This window comes from Pseudomonas sp. TE9122, from assembly GCF_056278925.1.
The window spans coordinates 4,497,520-4,514,960 of the sequence record NZ_JBWBQI010000001.1; the positions used below are offsets into that span (position 1 = coordinate 4,497,520).

Annotated in this window: 17 protein-coding genes; 2 read left to right on the forward strand and 15 right to left on the reverse strand. The window is 60.2% G+C overall.

Annotated elements, in window-relative coordinates; genetic code table 11:
* Nucleotides 1-45 precede the first annotated feature (45 nt).
* The 7 genes from thiO to ACZ9BE_RS20290 are packed head-to-tail and all read right to left on the reverse strand — an operon-like array spanning nt 46 to nt 6,816.
* Nucleotides 46-1,146: a glycine oxidase ThiO gene (gene thiO / locus ACZ9BE_RS20260; protein ID WP_252868304.1), complete on the reverse strand. Its 1,101-nt coding sequence runs from the start codon at nt 1,144-1,146 to the stop codon at nt 46-48.
* 57 nt (nt 1,147-1,203) lie between these two features.
* Nucleotides 1,204-1,605 (reverse strand): type IV pilin protein, encoded by a 402-nt coding sequence (locus tag ACZ9BE_RS20265; RefSeq protein ID WP_252868305.1) that lies wholly within the window; start codon nt 1,603-1,605, stop codon nt 1,204-1,206.
* Between the two features lie 15 nt (nt 1,606-1,620).
* Nucleotides 1,621-4,710: a pilus assembly protein gene (locus ACZ9BE_RS20270; protein ID WP_476249852.1), complete on the reverse strand. Its 3,090-nt coding sequence runs from the start codon at nt 4,708-4,710 to the stop codon at nt 1,621-1,623.
* Nucleotides 4,697-5,176: a pilus assembly PilX family protein gene (locus ACZ9BE_RS20275; protein WP_095181844.1), complete on the reverse strand. Its 480-nt coding sequence runs from the start codon at nt 5,174-5,176 to the stop codon at nt 4,697-4,699. Before ACZ9BE_RS20275 ends, ACZ9BE_RS20270 begins: the two co-directional genes overlap by 14 nt.
* A 10-nt stretch (nt 5,177-5,186) precedes the next feature.
* Complete coding sequence (locus ACZ9BE_RS20280; protein ID WP_056790483.1) at nt 5,187-5,900, reverse strand: PilW family protein; 714 nt, start codon at nt 5,898-5,900, stop codon at nt 5,187-5,189.
* Nucleotides 5,897-6,346 carry a type IV pilus modification protein PilV gene (gene pilV / locus ACZ9BE_RS20285; protein WP_071173641.1) on the reverse strand — a complete coding sequence of 150 codons (450 nt, stop codon included), beginning with the start codon at nt 6,344-6,346 and terminating at the stop codon, nt 5,897-5,899. Before pilV ends, ACZ9BE_RS20280 begins: the two co-directional genes overlap by 4 nt.
* A complete protein-coding gene (locus ACZ9BE_RS20290; protein WP_041477800.1) occupies nt 6,343-6,816 on the reverse strand; it encodes a GspH/FimT family pseudopilin in 474 nt (157 codons plus the stop codon). Before ACZ9BE_RS20290 ends, pilV begins: the two co-directional genes overlap by 4 nt.
* 130 nt (nt 6,817-6,946) lie before the next feature.
* Here ACZ9BE_RS20290 and ACZ9BE_RS20295 point away from each other — a divergent pair, with 130 nt between their 5' ends.
* Nucleotides 6,947-7,516 carry a GspH/FimT family pseudopilin gene (locus tag ACZ9BE_RS20295; RefSeq protein ID WP_095181845.1) on the forward strand — a complete coding sequence of 190 codons (570 nt, stop codon included), beginning with the start codon at nt 6,947-6,949 and terminating at the stop codon, nt 7,514-7,516.
* On the opposite strand, the gene ispH is transcribed toward ACZ9BE_RS20295, so the two are convergent.
* The 6 genes from ispH to murJ all read right to left on the reverse strand — a co-directional run bounded on the left by ispH (nt 7,473) and on the right by murJ (nt 15,025).
* A complete protein-coding gene (ispH, locus tag ACZ9BE_RS20300; protein ID WP_016773129.1) occupies nt 7,473-8,417 on the reverse strand; it encodes a 4-hydroxy-3-methylbut-2-enyl diphosphate reductase in 945 nt (314 codons plus the stop codon). The genes ACZ9BE_RS20295 and ispH overlap by 44 nt on opposite strands.
* Nucleotides 8,418-8,623: 206 nt before the next feature.
* Complete coding sequence (gene fkpB / locus ACZ9BE_RS20305; RefSeq protein WP_056790492.1) at nt 8,624-9,076, reverse strand: FKBP-type peptidyl-prolyl cis-trans isomerase; 453 nt, start codon at nt 9,074-9,076, stop codon at nt 8,624-8,626.
* Complete coding sequence (gene lspA / locus ACZ9BE_RS20310; RefSeq protein WP_151551936.1) at nt 9,069-9,581, reverse strand: signal peptidase II; 513 nt, start codon at nt 9,579-9,581, stop codon at nt 9,069-9,071. The genes fkpB and lspA overlap by 8 nt, the downstream gene beginning before the upstream one ends.
* Nucleotides 9,574-12,405 carry an isoleucine--tRNA ligase gene (gene ileS / locus ACZ9BE_RS20315; RefSeq protein WP_056790497.1) on the reverse strand — a complete coding sequence of 944 codons (2,832 nt, stop codon included), beginning with the start codon at nt 12,403-12,405 and terminating at the stop codon, nt 9,574-9,576. Before ileS ends, lspA begins: the two co-directional genes overlap by 8 nt.
* Nucleotides 12,406-12,418: 13 nt before the next feature.
* Nucleotides 12,419-13,357: a bifunctional riboflavin kinase/FAD synthetase gene (ribF, locus tag ACZ9BE_RS20320; protein ID WP_016773125.1), complete on the reverse strand. Its 939-nt coding sequence runs from the start codon at nt 13,355-13,357 to the stop codon at nt 12,419-12,421.
* 129 nt (nt 13,358-13,486) lie between these two features.
* A complete protein-coding gene (gene murJ / locus ACZ9BE_RS20325; protein ID WP_016773124.1) occupies nt 13,487-15,025 on the reverse strand; it encodes a murein biosynthesis integral membrane protein MurJ in 1,539 nt (512 codons plus the stop codon).
* A 252-nt stretch (nt 15,026-15,277) separates the two neighbouring features.
* Here murJ and rpsT point away from each other — a divergent pair, with 252 nt between their 5' ends.
* Entirely contained in the window at nt 15,278-15,550 is a 273-nt protein-coding gene (gene rpsT, locus ACZ9BE_RS20330; protein ID WP_003228351.1) for a 30S ribosomal protein S20, read from the forward strand.
* 185 nt (nt 15,551-15,735) lie between these two features.
* On the opposite strand, the gene ACZ9BE_RS20335 is transcribed toward rpsT, so the two are convergent.
* Together ACZ9BE_RS20335 and proB are read right to left on the reverse strand one after the other, a co-directional pair.
* Complete coding sequence (locus ACZ9BE_RS20335; RefSeq protein ID WP_041477794.1) at nt 15,736-16,203, reverse strand: CreA family protein; 468 nt, start codon at nt 16,201-16,203, stop codon at nt 15,736-15,738.
* 10 nt (nt 16,204-16,213) lie between these two features.
* Nucleotides 16,214-17,332, reverse strand: coding sequence for a glutamate 5-kinase (proB, locus tag ACZ9BE_RS20340; protein WP_039761700.1), 1,119 nt, complete (start codon nt 17,330-17,332; stop codon nt 16,214-16,216).
* Between the last annotated feature and the right edge of the window lie 109 nt (nt 17,333-17,441).

The window sequence follows — 17,441 nt, forward strand, 5'->3', positions numbered from 1 at the left end:
CTGTGGGAGCGAGCCTGCTCGCGAAGGCGGTCTACCAGCCTCTGACTAAATCCGGCCCTCAGGCGCATACGGCGCCGGATCAATAATCGGCGCTCGCCCCAACATCACATCGGCAAACAACTGACACGATGCCGGCGCCAGCACCAGCCCGTTGCGGTAATGCCCGCAGTTCAGCCACAACCCCTCGAACCCCGGCACCCGGCCAATAAAGGGAACCCCTTCCGGCGACCCCGGCCGCAGCCCGGCCCAGTGCCCGACCACCTCGGCATCCGCCAACGCCGGCAGCAATTCGATCGCCGAGGCCTTGAGGCTTTGCAGCGCTACATCGGTCGGGGTCTTGTCGTAACCTTCGTGCTCCAGCGTGCTGCCGATCAGAATGTGACCGTCGCGACGCGGGATCGCATAACGTCCCTTGGCCAGCACCATGCTCGGCAGGAAATCAGCCGCGCACTTGTAGAGAATCATCTGGCCTTTGACCGGTTCGACCGGCAGCGTCAGGTTCAGCGTCTTGAGCAGATCGCCGCTCCACGCCCCCGCCGTCAGCACAAACTCGTCGCCGCTCATCACCCCAGTGGAGGTTTGCACGCCAACCACGCGCTCGTCCTCGCGGACGAAACCACTGACTTCGCATTGCTCGTGAATCGTCACGTTCGGCAGCGCCAGCAGCGCGGCTTTCAGCGATTTGACCAGCCGTGGATTGCGCACGTTGGCGACATCGGCCATGTAGATCGCTCGGCTGAAACCGCTGCCAAGCACCGGCACCGCGTCATGTGCCGCCGAGATATCCACAGCCCGCAGCGGCCGATTTTCCCGCGCGGCCCAGGCCATGGCTGCGGCTTCATCGTCCAGATCCAACCAATACAGACCAGTGGTGTGCACTTCAGGATCAACGCCAGTGTCAGCAAACAAGCGCTCGCCGAGCTGTGGATAAAAATCCTGCGACCAATGCGCCAGCGCGGTGACTGCCGGACTGTAGCGCCACGGGTATAACGGCGAGACGATGCCGCCGCCAGCCCAGGACGATTCCTGGCCGACATTCGAGCGATCCAGCAGCACCACGCTGCGCACTTCGGAGGCGAGATTGTAGGCAGTGAGCAGGCCAATCACCCCGCCGCCGACAATCACTACTTGCTGTTGCCTGGTCATGTTTGATCCAACCGTAAAAAAGACAGTGGGCGCAAAAGGCGCCCGAAAAAGAATGCGTCAGCGGCCCCAGCAATCCTTGGCGGTCACACCGGTAGTCGCGTTGTTCATGCTTCGCACGCCGGTGTTGGTCAGAGTGAAATCCCCGCATTTGTCGGTGGCCATGGCCGAGCCGGTTTTACGAATCGCGGTGAGCACAAAGGTCTGGTCGGTCAGCGTCGGGGTGATGGTATAGAAATCATTGCCCGTGCTCAGTCCGGTGACGCCGGTGTAGACATTGTTGCGGGTGTAGAAGCGTTCGAGGGTCTGCGCCTGCTCCGAGAGCAGCGAGACCACTTCGGCGCGACGGCCCTTCTTCACGTATTCGTTGTAGCTGGGAATGCTGATGGTGAGGATGATCCCGATAATCGCGATGACGATCATGATCTCGATCAGGGTAAAACCTCGGCTGGATCTGCGCATGCCTCAAATTCTCGCTTACTGGATTTGTCGCCACATGATACGACGGCTGCCGCCGCCACCTTTTTCCACAATGACCGTGACCGCGCCGCTGGTGTCAGTCGTGCCCTTGCGCTCGCCGTTAGCCGAGATGAAGTTCAGGGTCGGAATGCCGCCGGTAAAAATCACGCCACTGGATATCGTATCGTTGCTGTCGACCAAACGGTCACCGGTGGTGTCGATCACGGCGTAGTTGAGCATCTTACCGTTGAACGCATCGAGTTCGACCAGTCGGCCCGTACCAAAACTCGAACAAGGGTCGGTGGTATCGACGCTGGCAGTGGTGAAAACAACTCGTCCCAACACAATACTGGCCTGATTGATCACGCGCTCGCCGGTCAGCACGTTGTTGTACACCAGCGGCAGATACCAGCCTTTCTCTGCCGGATACGTCGTTTCATTCTGGCTGGTGGTCAGAAACTGCCCGGAACTGCCGGAGAACGAGCCGGTAATCGCCTGTGCCTGCAAGCTGCTAACGGTGATTTGCCCTGAGCCTCCTTCCGCATCCCAGATCGAATAGAACGCCTGCAGATCCTTGTTGGTCTTGTCGGCAGTCTCGTTGAACTTGCCGGTGCCAAAGAACACTTGCTTGCCGCCCTGCGGATTATCCGCCAGCAGCGGTTGCGCGGTGATCGGCTGCGTTGCCCCGCCCGGGGCGGTGAACAATGGCTTGCCGGCAAACGCCACGCCCCAGCTTTCTGCCCCGGGTGCGCTCAAGTCGAATTTCCACATACGCCCCTTCAGGTCACCAGCGTAGGCAGCCTGCACTACGTTCGAGGAATTGACCCTGAGTTTTACCGAAGACAGACCGTTAGTGGTTTCCGTGCTGTCGATGACGATTTTCCTGATCAGCGAACCATCCAGCGCATCCAGCACATACAACGCTGCAACCCCCGAATTGCTGCCGTAACCATTGGCGATGAATGTCGCCCAGCGACCATTGGCCAAGCGTGCGACTTCCGGACGGGCGTAGGCGTAACCCAGATCATTGAAAGCATTCGCCGTGTTGGCCGTAGCCGGCGCACTGACTTCCCACAGTGCCTTGATCACGTTGCCTGCCGAGGCATCGAACAGTTGCAGTCCGTAGAAGGTTTTACCACCGGCCCCCGTTCCGCCAATGGCCAGCGTTCTCCAGGTGGTGCCGGCCTGCGCATCGAACACGCCGACCTGACCGTCCACGAGAAACTTGTGGCTGACGCCGTTGACGTAATTGGTATCCGCAATCAGCCGCAACGAAGGCAGCACGCTGGAGGGCATGTAGGCATAACGGCGGGTGCCGTTCGCCGAATTGATCACGTTGACGAAACCGTCGTTGGCGTTCACCACCAGACTGGTGTTCATGTTCGCAGCCTTGGTCGTCAGGTAGTTGGTGTAACTGCTGTCACCCGTCAGATCGGATGCGGTCTTGTCTGAAGGCGACGCGAGCACCAGCGGCGAATTGATGATGTCGCCCAGCAGCGCAGTGCGCACTTTGAGACCGGCCTTGTTGGTCCCTTTGCTCCACTCCACCAGATCATTACCGTTGATTCCGGCGGGCAACCCCTGATTCAGCGTAGTCTGCTGCGCCGGGGAAAAGTTGAGGAGTGCCAGGGCAATGGGCGTGTTGCTCAAGGTGTTCCATGACTGGAAATTTGGCGCTGTGGCAGAGGGCACGATGGTGGTGTCGGTCGACCATTGCGCCGCCGAGGTATTTACCGTGCCGGTCGAGGTAAAGCCGAACGACCTGATCGTGCCGCGCCAATCCTTGGGATCGTAGGTTGTCTGGTAAAAACTGCTGCCACTGGTCAACGTACTGCTGCTGGCAACACCGGCACCACCGGAGCCGGCCTTGGAAGTGATATCGCTCAATGCCGACGATAACGCCGCATTGAGCCCGGAGCTGTCGGTCGCCTGGTAGTACCTGCCCTGCCCGTAACTGGCGGCGTCGGACAACATGTCGTTATCCGCCGCGAAACCCACGGTGTAGGTGTTCATGTTCTGCCGGGGAAAATCCACCGCGTTCCAGCTCTTGCCTGCTGCGTCAGTACCGGTCGAACGCATGTCGATGTCGAAGGCGAATTTGGCGATGTCATCCAGATAAAGCGTGTCGCCTTCACCGTCACCGTTGAGGTTGTCGCCATCGTTATTCACGCCATCCCAGTTCGGTAGCCGGCTGCCTCCCAGCGGATCGTTGGTCGGGAAGGTACGGTCATAGGTTGGCAAGCCATCGGTAATCACCACGCCGTAGTTTTTCTGGCAGCGGTATTGAATCGGACTGGTATAGCTCGCCGGCGTGCCGTTGTAGTAAGGCGCCAACCCACGCATGTAGCGCGTGACTTCGTAATAGCTCTCGGCCAATGGCGTGTTGGCCACGGCGTTCAAGCCGTTGATCGATGAGATCAGCGCGTTGTAGTTGGTGTCTGCCTGGGCCTGGGTGACGCTGCCCGCGACGGGTGACAAATCGGTGATTGAGCGAGCGATGAAACCGCCGTTGCCCGGGTTGCTGCTGGTCGCCGGATTGAATGTCGACAGGCCCATGCGCAAGGTGCGGTTGCTGCTCACCAGTGCGGTGGAAACGTTGCGCGCCACGTTCATCCGGTAATCGTTGGGAATCGCCCCCGTAGTGAAGTCGCGGGTGCCGGTGCTGTTGGCGAGGCTGACTATGTAGGAAATGTAATCGGCGGAATACCGAGTGTTCTCGTTGCCTACGGGGTCGGGGAGCTTGAGGCACAACGGCGCCACGCTGTTGTTGTAGAACGCATAGGCGCCTCCCGAGCAACCGGAAGTCGGCAGGCTCGATAGAAACACTGTGTCGCCGGTAATCTGCGGCGCATTGAGTGCAGAGCACAATCCGAGGAAGGCATTGCACTGCCGGGCGGGAGTGCGGTTGACGTTCGGGTCGAATCCGGCGGCGTAGATGATGCTGTTCATACTGCCGGAGTCGTCGATCAGCAGCATCACGTTTGGCGCCACCGCAGCCGCGCTCAGCAATGGCGAATCGGAAGGCGTGAAAGCCCAGGCCGGTGCCGCCAGGTAGCAACTCAGCAGCATGCCGATCAGCAGCGACAGGCCGCGCTCAATACTTCGCATAGACACTCTCCACCACGCTACGCGAATTGCCGGCGATGCCGACCGCAGTGACTCGATACAACGTCGCCGAAGTGTTACTTGGTACGTTCACCGCCGTCAGGGTCGTGCCGATGTTCTGCACGCCATAAAAGCCATTACCGGCGGCGATCCAGGTCACCCCGGAGGTCGAATTGAAGCCGGCCGAGCTGACCACTGACGACTCCGCCGGCGGCAGACATTGGGTCGTGCCGCTGCACACCGCCAACGAGTAACTGTCCAGCTGCACCGCACTTTCGCCGATACGCAACGCCGCTTCCGCAGCCTGAAACGATTGATTGCGCAGGCTTACGCTGCCGGCCATTTTCTCTTGCAGGTTGGCGCTCTGCATCGAGGACAAACCGATCAATGTGAGCAACAGCAGAAACACCAGGCTCACCAACAGGACCATGCCGCGCTGGGCCTGACGTTGTTGCAAGGAAATCCTCATCGCCGCCCCCTCATGGCAAGCGGTTGCGCAATGCCGCAACCACGTTGAAGGTTTGATTGCGCACCCGATTGTTCGGGTCGGTGAGGGTCAGGCTCAGGCGCACGCTGCGGATGCGCGCCGGATCGCCGGGGTTGCTGCTGTACGTTGAAGCTGCGACGTCGGTCGCGGAGCTGGCCAGACCAAATGTGACGTTGAAGGCGCTGACGTTGTTCACCAGCACTTGCTGCGCCGGATTGCCGCTGCCAGTGCCCATGAGGATCTGGTTATTGCTGAAGCTGTAGATCAGGCGCCGGATCGGGAACGCGATCTGCCCCGTGGTCGGGCTGCGCAATCCGCTGTAGGCGACCGCGCTGTTGCGACAATCGGAAATCACCGTCCAGGTCGGCGTTCCCCCGCCGCTGCCAACATCGGCGGTGACCATGGTCAGCTTGAGACTGGCGTTATCCCAGTTGATCGGGATGAGTTGCGCGGTGTTGAAATCCCCTGCAGAACTGGAGTCGACGATGGTGCCGAGGCAGCCGAACATGCCGACCATACGAATTTCCTGAATCATTTTGCTGAGAACGAAGCGCGCATCTTCCTGCATCGCTGCGGCGCTGTTCTGACTGACGTAAGTGTTTTTTGCGGCGATGAAAATCTGTACCACGCCGAGCACGACGATCAGCCCCAAAGCCAGGGCAATCAGCAGCTCAATCAGGCCGAAACCACGGCTGGCGTACTTCATGGTGTGGCCACCGGATCGACCGCCGCCCGGCTGCTCAGCACGAAACTGCGCTGTGCACTGGCAGCGTTCGCCGCGCGCGCATCGCTCCAGGTAATGGTGATGGTGTAGACCCGCTGATTGAGGGTGATGCTGCCCGTCGCGGTCGGGCCGCCGAAGTTGGCGATGTTGGTGGTGAAATCGTAGAGATCCTGATCCCGCGCATTACTGAGATTGCCCGAGGTCGGTGGCGTGACGGTGTAGTTGGCGCCGGAATTGGCGCGGATGCGATCCATCATGTCATAGGCGATGAAACTGGCCTGACTGGTCATCCGCGAACTGTCGGTGTACTTCAGCGCATTGAGCTGCACCGCCGCTGCGCCCAACAGCCCGACGGTAAGAATCAGCAACGCGACCAGCACTTCGATCAGCGTCATGCCCTCCTGTGCGTTTTTGCTCCCTGCCCTCATCCGCAATTTCCACCCAATTGAATGCGTCCGTTCAAACACACGTTCAGCGTCCTGCTTTGCGTGCCCAGCGTGTAACCGATGACCACCGCCGTCGACGGTGCCGCCAGACCGCCGAGGTTGTTGAAATCCAGTGCGGTCACTCCTGAGGGTAGCGTCAGAGTCGCGCCACTGCTCATTGCTGGAACAACCCGCAACACATTGGCCGGATTGCCAGTACTGTCGTAGACCGCCAGCTCACCGGTCCACACACTGCCGCCGGCGGTCGGACGCAGACGCGTGGTCACGCCGCGATTGATTGCCTCGAGGCGAGCGAAATTGATTGCCCGCTGCAAGTCGCCGACTTCGGTATCTGCCTTGCTGCTCTGGATCGTACGGGTAAAGGCCGGCACCGCCAGCGTGATCAGTATCAGGAACACCGCAATGGCGACCAGCAACTCGACCAGCGTGAAACCTTTTGTACGAAGATCCATCGGTGCCCTCCGTTGCCGTCGGCTATACCTGCTTTTACACGCTAGAACATTCGCTCGGCACGCGCCGACTGATTTGCCCTGCGCGGCGCACGGATTGCGCTGCTCATACCATTCCACGGAGGGATTTTTCATGCCGCAACACGGTTTCAGCCTGATTGAACTGCTTATGGGACTGGCGATTGGCGCAATTGTTCTGCTGCTGGTCAGCCCGGCGTTCGCCGCGCTCAAGCAAGCGACTCAGCGCGACCACGCAGCGCAGTCGCTGCTCGAGGGCATCCGCCACGCTCGCACCCTGGCTATGACCCACAATCAAAGTGTGGTGATCCATGGCATTGACGGCGACTGGAGTCAGGGTTGGCGAATCATTCTGGATCTTAGCGGCAAGGGGCCGGAGGACAGCAGCAATCCGCTGCTGGTTGAACGCGCCAGTGAGGCGAAGGTGGCGATTGTCGGCAACTGGTGGGTGAGCCGCTACGTGCGGTTCAGTCATCTGGGACAGCCGCTGATGCCGGGACGGCGATTTCAGGCGGGGACAATACACGTCTGCTCGCCGCGCGAGCCGGTCAGCCAGCGGCAGATCGTGCTGGCGGCGACCGGTCGCGTGCGCCTGGGCAGTCAGGAGACCGAACAGGCGCTGTGCGACAAAGGCAGAAGCGTCAGATCGAACGGACGCGCAGCTCTTTCGGCATCGAGAACGTGATGTTCTCCTCACGGCCAGCCAGCTCGTCGGCACCGGTCGCGCCCCAGGCCTGCAATTGCTGGATCACGCCCCGGACCAGCACTTCCGGTGCGGACGCGCCAGCGGTAATGCCAATACGCTCGACGCCGTCGAACCAGCTCTGTTGCAGGTCCTCGGCACCGTCGATCAGGTACGCCGGAGTCGCCATGCGCTCAGCCAATTCGCGCAGGCGATTGGAGTTGGAGCTGTTCGGGCTGCCGACCACCAGTACCACGTCGCACTCGTCGGCCAGTTGCTTGACGGCGTCCTGGCGGTTTTGTGTGGCGTAGCAGATGTCGTCCTTGCGCGGACCACCGATGGCCGGGAAGCGCGTGCGCAGGGCATCGATCACACGGCTGGTATCGTCCATCGACAAGGTTGTCTGGGTGACGAAGGCGAGTCTTTCCGGATCGCGTACCTGCAATGCGGCCACGTCCTTTTCGTCTTCGACGAGGTAGATCGCGCCGCCGTTGCTGGCATCGTACTGGCCCATGGTGCCTTCAACTTCCGGGTGACCGGCGTGGCCGATCAGGATGCACTCGCGACCGTCGCGGCTGTATTTGGCGACTTCGATGTGCACCTTGGTCACCAGCGGGCAGGTTGCATCGAAGACTTTCAGGCCACGACCTGCAGCTTCGTTGCGCACGGCTTGGGAAACACCGTGGGCGCTGAAGATGACGATCACGTCATCGGGTACCTGATCGAGCTCTTCGACGAAAATCGCGCCACGGCTGCGCAGGTCTTCGACGACGAACTTGTTGTGCACCACTTCATGACGCACATAGATCGGCGGCCCGAAGACTTCCAGGGCGCGGTTGACGATTTCGATCGCCCGGTCCACACCGGCGCAGAAGCCACGGGGGTTGGCGAGTTTGATTTGCATGCTGTGCCTCGTGTCTTGCGCGCGAAAACAATGGAAAACAGACTGTGGAGACCTGCTTGTTGTGGCGAGGGGAATCATCCCCGCTCGGCTGCGTAGCAGTCGCAGACCTTCAACGGACTTATCTCAGAATCCGTTGACTGGTCTGGGGGCGCTTCGCACCCCAGCGGGGATGAATCCCCTCGCCACAGAAGCTCACTCCTGCATTTTTAGATCGCTTTGACGGAAATGATTTCCACGTCAAAGGTCAGCGTCTTGCCCGCCAGCGGGTGGTTGAAGTCGACGGTCACTTGCGTGTCATCGAATTCCTTCACCACTCCTGGCAATTCAGTATTGGCCGCATCGTTGAAGATCACCAGCAGACCCGGCGACAACTCCATGTCGTTGAACTGCGAACGCGGGATGGTCTGCACGTTCTGCGGGTTTGGCTGTCCGAAAGCGTTTTCCGGCTCAACGGTCACTGTGCGCCTGTCGCCGGCCTTGAAGCCAAACAGTGCGGCTTCGAAACCCGGCAGCAGGTTGCCATCGCCGACCTTGAAGGTCGCCGGGGCCTTGTCGAAGGTACTGTCGACGGTGTCACCGTTTTCCAGGCGCAAGGCAAAGTGCAGGGTGACTTCGGTGTTCTGGCCGATGCGTTGCTCAGTCGATTGCGGTTCAGTCATGAGCAGCCTCTTCGGTTTTCTTCGATTTGAACATGTCCAGTGCCAGCATGATCGCGCCAACGGTGATCGCGCTGTCGGCAATGTTGAACGCCGGGAAATACCAGCGGTTCTGCCAGTGCACCAGAATGAAGTCGATCACATGGCCCAGGGCAATGCGGTCATACAGGTTGCCCAGCGCGCCACCCAGCACCAGTGCCAGGGCGACGGCCAGCCAGGTGTCGTTGCGACCCAAACGCTTGAGCCAGACCACCAGCACCGCACTGACGACAATGGCGATCAGCGCAAACAGCCAGCGCTGCCAGCCGGAGCTGTCGGCGAGGAAGCTGAAGGCAGCGCCAGTGTTGTAGGCCAGGGTCCAGCTGAACAGATCGGGAATGATCACGATCTGCTGGAACATTTCGAGCTTGCTTTCGAAGTAGAACTTGCTGGCCTGGTCAATGACCAGGACCAGCAGGCTCAACCACAGCCAGCTCAGCCGTCCGAAACGGCCAATGGCATCAGGCATAGTGACGAACCTCGCCAGCACCGCTGATGTTGTCGACGCAACGCCCGCAGATTTCCGGATGTTCCGGGTTCACGCCGACGTCTTCGCGGCAATGCCAGCACCGCGCGCATTTCGGGAACGCCGATTTGACGATCTTCAGTTTCAGACCGCTGACTTCGGTGGCCACTGCATCGGCCGGAGCCTGAACGAATGGCGCGACGCTGGCAGTCGAGGTGATCAGGACAAAGCGCAGCTCGTTGCTCAGCTTGGCCAGATCGGCGCTCAGCGCCTCTTCGGCAAACAGCGTCACTTCGGCCTGCAGGTTGCCACCGACGGCTTTCGCCGCACGCTGGATTTCCATCTCTTTGTTGACCGCGACTTTCACTTCCATGATGCGATCCCAGTAGGCGCGACCCAGCTCGAAGCCTTCCGGCAGCTCGGTCAGGCCTTCGTACCAGGTGTTGAGCATGACCGACTCGTTACGCTCGCCCGGCAGGTATTGCCACAGCTCGTCGGCAGTGAAGGCGAGGATCGGCGCGATCCAGCGCACCAGCGCTTCAGAGATGTGGAACAGCGCGGTCTGGCACGAGCGACGGGCCTTGCTGTCGGCGCCGGTGGTGTACTGGCGGTCCTTGATGATGTCGAGGTAGAAACCGCCCAGCTCCTGCACGCAGAAGTTGTGGATCTTCGAGTACACGTTCCAGAAACGATATTCGCCGTAATGCTCTTGCAACTCGCGTTGCAGCAACAGCGTGCGATCCACCGCCCAGCGATCCAGCGCCAGCATGTCTTCTGCCGGCAGCAGATCGGTGGCCGGATTGAAACCGGTCAGGTTGGAAAGCAGGAAGCGCGCGGTGTTACGGATACGACGATAGGCATCGGCGCTGCGGGTCAGGATCTGATCCGACACAGCGATTTCGCCAGAGTAGTCGGTCGACGCGACCCAAAGACGCATGATGTCGGCGCCCAGCGTATCGTTGATCTTCTTCGGCTCAATCACGTTTTTCAGCGACTTGGACATCTTGCGGCCGGACTCGTCGACGGTGAAGCCGTGCGTCAGCAGTTCGCGGTACGGCGCGTGGTTGTCGATGGCGCAACCGGTCAGCAACGAGGAGTGGAACCAGCCACGGTGCTGGTCGGAACCTTCCAGGTAGAGGTCGGCACGCGGGCCGCTCTCGTGGCCCATCGGGTGCGAACCGCGCAGAACGTGCCAGTGCGTGGTGCCGGAGTCGAACCAGACGTCGAGGGTGTCGCTGATCTTGTCGTATTGCGGCGCTTCATCGCCCAGCAGTTCGGCGGCGTCGAGTTTGAACCAGGCTTCGATGCCTTCGACTTCAACGCGTTTGGCGACTTCTTCCATCAGCTCGACGGTACGCGGGTGCAGCTCGCCGCTTTCCTTGTTGAGGAAGAACGGGATCGGCACGCCCCAGTTGCGCTGACGCGAGATGCACCAGTCCGGACGGTTGGCGATCATCGAATGCAGACGCGCCTGGCCCCAGGCCGGAACGAACTTGGTGTCTTCGATGGCTTTGAGCGAGCGCACGCGCAGGGTGTCGCCGCTGGTTGGCTCCTTGTCCATGCCGATGAACCACTGCGCAGTAGCGCGGTAGATCAGCGGGGTCTTGTGGCGCCAGCAGTGCATGTAGCTGTGTTCGATGACGGTGGTGTGCATCAGCGCACCGACTTCGGTCAGTTTTTCGACGATAGCCGGGTTGGCCTTCCAGATGAACTGGCCGCCGAAGAATTCCAGCGACGGCACGTATACGCCGTTGCTCTGCACCGGGTTGAGGATGTCATCGTTGACCATGCCGTATTTCTTGCAGGTCACGAAGTCGTCCACGCCGTAAGCGGGGGCGGAGTGAACCACGCCGGTGCCTGCGCCCAGTTCGACGTAGTCAGCCAGGTACACCGGCGACAGACGATCGTAGAACGGGTGACGGAAGTTGATCAGCTCCAGCTCTTTACCGGTGGTGGTGGCGATGACCGAACCTTCCACGCCATAGCGCGCCAGGCAGGCTTCGACCAGCTCTTCAGCCAGCACCAGCAGCTTGTCGCCGATATCGACCAGGGCGTAGTTGAATTCAGGGTGCACGTTCAGCGCCTGGTTGGCCGGGATGGTCCACGGGGTGGTGGTCCAGATCACGATCGCAGCAGGTTTGCTCAGCGAGGCCAGACCGAACGCGGCAGCCAGTTTGGCTTCATCAGCGATCGGGAACGCAACGTCGATGGTCGAGGACTTCTTGTTCTCGTACTCGACTTCCGCTTCAGCCAGAGCCGAACCGCAATCGAAGCACCAGTTCACCGGCTTGAGGCCCTTGAAGACGAAACCGCCCTTGACGATTTCGGCGAGGGCGCGGATTTCACCGGCCTCGTTCTTGAAATCCATGGTCTTGTACGGGTTGGCGAAGTCGCCCAGCACGCCGAGACGGATGAACTCGGACTTCTGCCCTTCGATCTGCTCGGTGGCGTAGGCACGGCACAGCTCGCGGGTCTTATCCGCGCCGAGGTTCTTGCCGTGGGTCACTTCCACCTTGTGCTCGATCGGCAGGCCGTGGCAGTCCCAGCCCGGGACATACGGCGCGTCGAAACCCGACAGGGTTTTCGAGCGGATGATCATGTCCTTGAGAATCTTGTTCAGTGCGTGACCGATGTGGATCGTGCCGTTGGCGTACGGAGGGCCGTCGTGCAGGACGAACTTCGGACGATCCTTGCCAATCTCGCGCAACTTTCCGTACAGGCCAATACTGTCCCAGCGCTGCAGGATCTGCGGTTCGCGCTGTGGCAGGCCGGCCTTCATTGGGAAGGCGGTGTCCGGAAGGTTTAGCGTGGCTTTATAGTCGGTCATTTAAGGCTCTTCATTAGCGATGGGCGCTAGGTGCGGCTAGTGCACGGGCGGTGGCGACATCCGCATTGATCGCCGTTTTCAATGCCTCCAGAGAGGCGAAGCGCTGCTCTTCACGCAGCTTTTGGTGGAAAACCACCGTCAAACGCCGGTCATACAGATCGCCGGCAAAATCTAACAGATGGACCTCGAGGTGGGCTTTGCCATCCCCTTGCACCGTGGGGCGCACGCCGATATTGGCGACGCCGGGCCAGGTCTTGCCGTCGATATCGACATTCACCAGATACACCCCGGTGAACGGCACGCGACGACGCTTGAGTTGAATGTTGGCAGTGGGCGTGCCCAGTTGCCGGGCCAGTTTCTGCCCATGCAGCACGCGACCGGCGATGCGGTACGGACGGCCGAGCAAGCGTTCGGCCAAGGCAAAATCGGCCGCAGCCAAGGCGTTGCGCACCTGCGTGCTGCTGACGCGAATGCCGTCCAGCTCGACGGTTTGCGCCGCTTCGACGGTGAAACCGTGAACCTGCCCGGCCTGCATCAGAAAATCGAAATCGCCGAGGCGGTCGCAACCGAAACGGAAATCGTCACCGACCTCCAGATGCTGCACGCCAAGGCCATCGACCAGAATGGTATCGACGAATTCACTGGCGCTGAGCTTGCTCAGCCGCTGGTTGAAAGCCAGGCACAACACCCGGTCGACGCCTTCAGCGGCCAGCAATTGCAGCTTGTCGCGCAACCGCGCCAGACGTGCCGGTGCGGTGTCGGGGGCAAAGAACTCCCGTGGCTGCGGCTCGAAAATCACCACGCAGCTGGGTACGCCCAACTCAAGCGCACGCTCACGCAGCCGGGCCAGGATAGCCTGGTGACCACGGTGAACACCGTCAAAGTTGCCAATAGTGGCGACGCAGCCCCGATGCTGGGGGCGCAAGTTGTGGAGGCCTCGAACCAGCTGCATAACGCGCTTCTTGCTCATAAAGTGGTCGATTATAACCACACCCGACGGCCGACGACAGGCAACACCGTAACGCAAAGTGAACGAGCCGACAAAACCGCCGGCCCATGCCTGCTCATAAAGGCTGAAACCTCAGCTCAAGGCCTTGCGATTGAAGTCGCGCAGACGGAAACCCAGCAGCAGCAACATACCGAAATACGCCACCACACCGGCCACCACCAGCGCACCCAGGCGCAAGAAGCGCTCAAGCATATGGCCCTCATCCCAGGCGGGCATGAAATGCATGCCGGCCAGCAACACCGCCGACATCACGGTCACCGCAACGACCAGCTTGAAGCCGAATTTGCCCCAGCCCGGTTGCGGTTGATACATCTTTTGCTTGCGCAGTTGATAGAACAGCAGCCCGGCGTTCAGGCAAGCACCGGCACTGATCGCCAAGGCAAGGCCGGCGTGGGCTAGTGGGCCGATCAACGCCAGGTTGAACAACTGCGTGCAGACCAGCGTGAAAATTGCGATTTTCACCGGGGTGCGAATGTTCTGTTGCGCATAAAAGCCCGGCGCCAGCACTTTGATCACGATAATCCCGAGCAGGCCGACCGAATAGGCAATCAGCGCGCGCTGGGTCATCTCGGCATCAAAGCCACTGAACTGACCGTACTGGAACAACGAAACAGTCAGCGGCTCGGCAAGAATCCCCAGTGCCAGCGCGCACGGCAACACCAGCACAAAGCACAGGCGCAGCCCCCAATCGAGGATCCGCGAGTATTCGTGGCGATCCTTGCTGGCGTAGGTCTTGGCCAGCGTTGGCAGAAGAATCGTGCCGAGCGCCACGCCCAATACGCCCGACGGCAATTCCATCAAGCGGTCGGCGTAATACATCCACGACACCGAACCTGCGACCAGAAACGAGGCGAAGATGGTGTTGATGATCAGCGAAATCTGACTGACCGACACGCCGAGAATCGCCGGCAGCATCTGCTTCATCACCCGCCACACGCCGCTGTCGCGCAGGTTCAGGCGTGGTAGCACGAGCATGCCGATCTTTTTCAGGTGCGGCAGCTGATACAGCAACTGCGCCAGACCACCTACCAGCACCGCCCAGCCAAGAGCCATGACCGGCGGATCGAAATACGGCGTGAGGAACAGCGAAAACACGATCATGCTGACGTTGAGCAGAGTCGGTACGAAGGCCGGCACCGAGAAGCGGTTCCAGGTATTCAGAATCGCGCCGGCCAGCGACGACAGCGAGATCAGCAATATATAAGGAAAGGTCACCCGCAACAGATCGGAGGTGAGCTGGAATTTTTCCGGGGTATCGGTAAAACCGGGCGCCGTGGCCCAGATCACCCAGGGGGCGGCGATCATGCCCAGTGCAGTCACAACCGCCAACACCAGCGTCAACAGGCCCGATACATAGGCAATGAAGGTGCGCGTCGCCTCTTCGCCCTGCTGGCTTTTATATTCGGCCAGGATCGGCACGAACGCCTGGGAGAAAGCCCCTTCGGCAAAGATGCGCCGCAGCAGGTTGGGCAGTTTGAAAGCAATAAAGAAGGCATCCGTGGCCATCCCGGCGCCGAATGTCCGCGCGATCAGCGTGTCACGAACAAAACCCAGAATCCGGGAAAGCATCGTGATAGAGCTGACGGCGGCCAACGATTTGAGCAGATTCATTGAGAGAGTTTGTGCCTGTCGATAAACAGCAGGCGAACAATGCGCCTACTTGTGCGATACTCCGCGCCGCAACAGCACAGAGCCAAAGCTCGCGAGTTTACAGGTCAAGCGCCGGAAATAAATATCCCGCCTCTTTATACCTACCACTTAGCGGAACGATTCAAGTGCCCTTGACAAGACAAGTCTTCATCGGCATGATTCGCGGCCTATTTTGTTTGCTATTTCCTAAAAAGTCTTTCGAGGAGCTCGACGGTGGCCAACTCACCTTCCGCCAAAAAACGTGCAAAACAGGCTGAGAAGCGTCGCAGCCACAACGCCAGCCTGCGTTCCATGGTTCGTACCTACATCAAGAATGTAGTTAAGGCCATCGACGCAAAAGACGCTGAAAAAGCTCAAGCTGCATACGTTCTGGCTGTGCCAGTTATCGACCGTATGGCCGATAAAGGCATCATCCACAAGAACAAGGCTGCTCGTCATAAGAGCCGTCTGAATGGCCACGTCAAAGCGCTGAAAGAAGCCGCTTAATCGACGTAGTCATTAAAAAACCGACCTCAGGGTCGGTTTTTTATTGCCTGTGATTCAACAAGCTACAGGCAAAAAAACTGTGGGAGCGAGCCCGCTTGCGAATGCGATCTGCCAGTTGATATTTCTATCGACCGACATGACCTCTTCGCGAGCAGGCTCGCCCCCACAGTTCGGATTGGTGGCGCTTATTGCTGGACCGGCACCCACGGCAGGATCGGGATGGCCGTGACCGCATTCTGCGGACTACCCTCGATCAAGCGATCGCTGTAGACCAGATACACCAGCGTGTTGCGCTTCTTGTCGAGGAAACGCACCACCTGCATGGTCTTGAACACCAGCGAGGTGCGCTCCTTGAACACCTCGTCGCCGTCCTTCAACTCACCCTTGAACTTGATCGGCCCGACCTGACGACAGGCAATCGAGGCTTCGGCACGATCCTCGGCCAGACCCAGACCACCCTTCACTCCGCCGGTCTTGGCGCGAGACAGGTAGCAGGTCACGCCCTCGACTTTCGGATCGTCGAAGGCCTCGACCACGATCCGGTCATTCGGCCCGACAAACTTGAACACCGTCGACACCTGACCGATTTCCTCGGCCGAGACCAGCAATGGCATGGCCATCAGCAGGCCCAACAATCCTTTCGCTACACGCATCGAATTTTCCTTAGACCAGAATCAGGTTGTCACGGTGAACCAGTTCCGGCTCCGCCATGTAACCGAGCAAACCGACAATCGCATCCGACGACTGACCGATGATTTTTTGCGCTTCCAGAGCGCTGTAATTGGCCAGACCCCGAGCGATCTCCCGACCGTCCGGCGCCACACAGACGACCATCTCACCGCGACGGAAACTGCCCTGAACCAGTTTCACCCCCACCGGCAGCAGACTTTTGTTGCCCTTGGACAACGCCGACACCGCCCCCTCATCCAGCACCAGAGTGCCACGGGTTTGCAGATGACCGGCCAGCCACTGCTTGCGCGCCGCGAGCATGCCACGCTCCGGCGATAGCAGCGTGCCGATGCGCTCGCCCGCCTTGAGACGATCAAGCACGCGCTCAAGCCGCCCGCCAACGATGATGGTGTGCGCACCGGAACGCGCTGCCAGGCGTGCCGCACGCAACTTGGTCTGCATGCCGCCACGCCCCAGCGCACCGCCGGTACCACCTGCAACCGCATCGAGCGTCGGATCATCGGCGCGCGCTTCATAAATCAGCTGCGCATCGGGATTGTTGCGCGGATCGGCGTCGAACATGCCGTCGCGATCAGTGAGGATCACCAGCAGATCGGCCTCGACCAGATTGGCCACCAGCGCCGCCAGCGTGTCGTTGTCGCCGAAACGGATTTCATCGGTGACCACAGTGTCGTTTTCGTTGATCACCGGAATGACTTTCAGCTCGACCAGTGCACGCAAGGTGCTTCGGGCATTGAGGTAGCGCTTGCGGTCGGACAGGTCGTCGTGGGTCAGGAGAATCTGTGCAGTGTGCCGGCCATGCTCGGCGAAGCTCGACTCCCACGCCTGCACCAACCCCATCTGACCGATTGCAGCGGCCGCCTGGAGCTCGTGCATGGCACTGGGTCGTGCGGTCCAGCCCAAGCGACTCATGCCGGCCGCTACCGCCCCGGAGGACACCAGCACCAGCTCGACGCCCGCCTCATGCAGCGCCACCATCTGCTCGACCCAGACACTCATTGCCGCGCGATCCAGCCCTTTGCCGTCAGCTGTCAGCAAAGCGCTGCCGATCTTCACGACCCAACGCTGCGCACCTGTCACCTTGCTCCGCATCATCTTCAACCTTAGCTTGAGGGCAGCGCGACCTGGCACTGCCCGTGACGTTAATCGTGGCGATTGCTGACCAACGATCGATTTCCGGATACTAAAACGCCGCTCGATT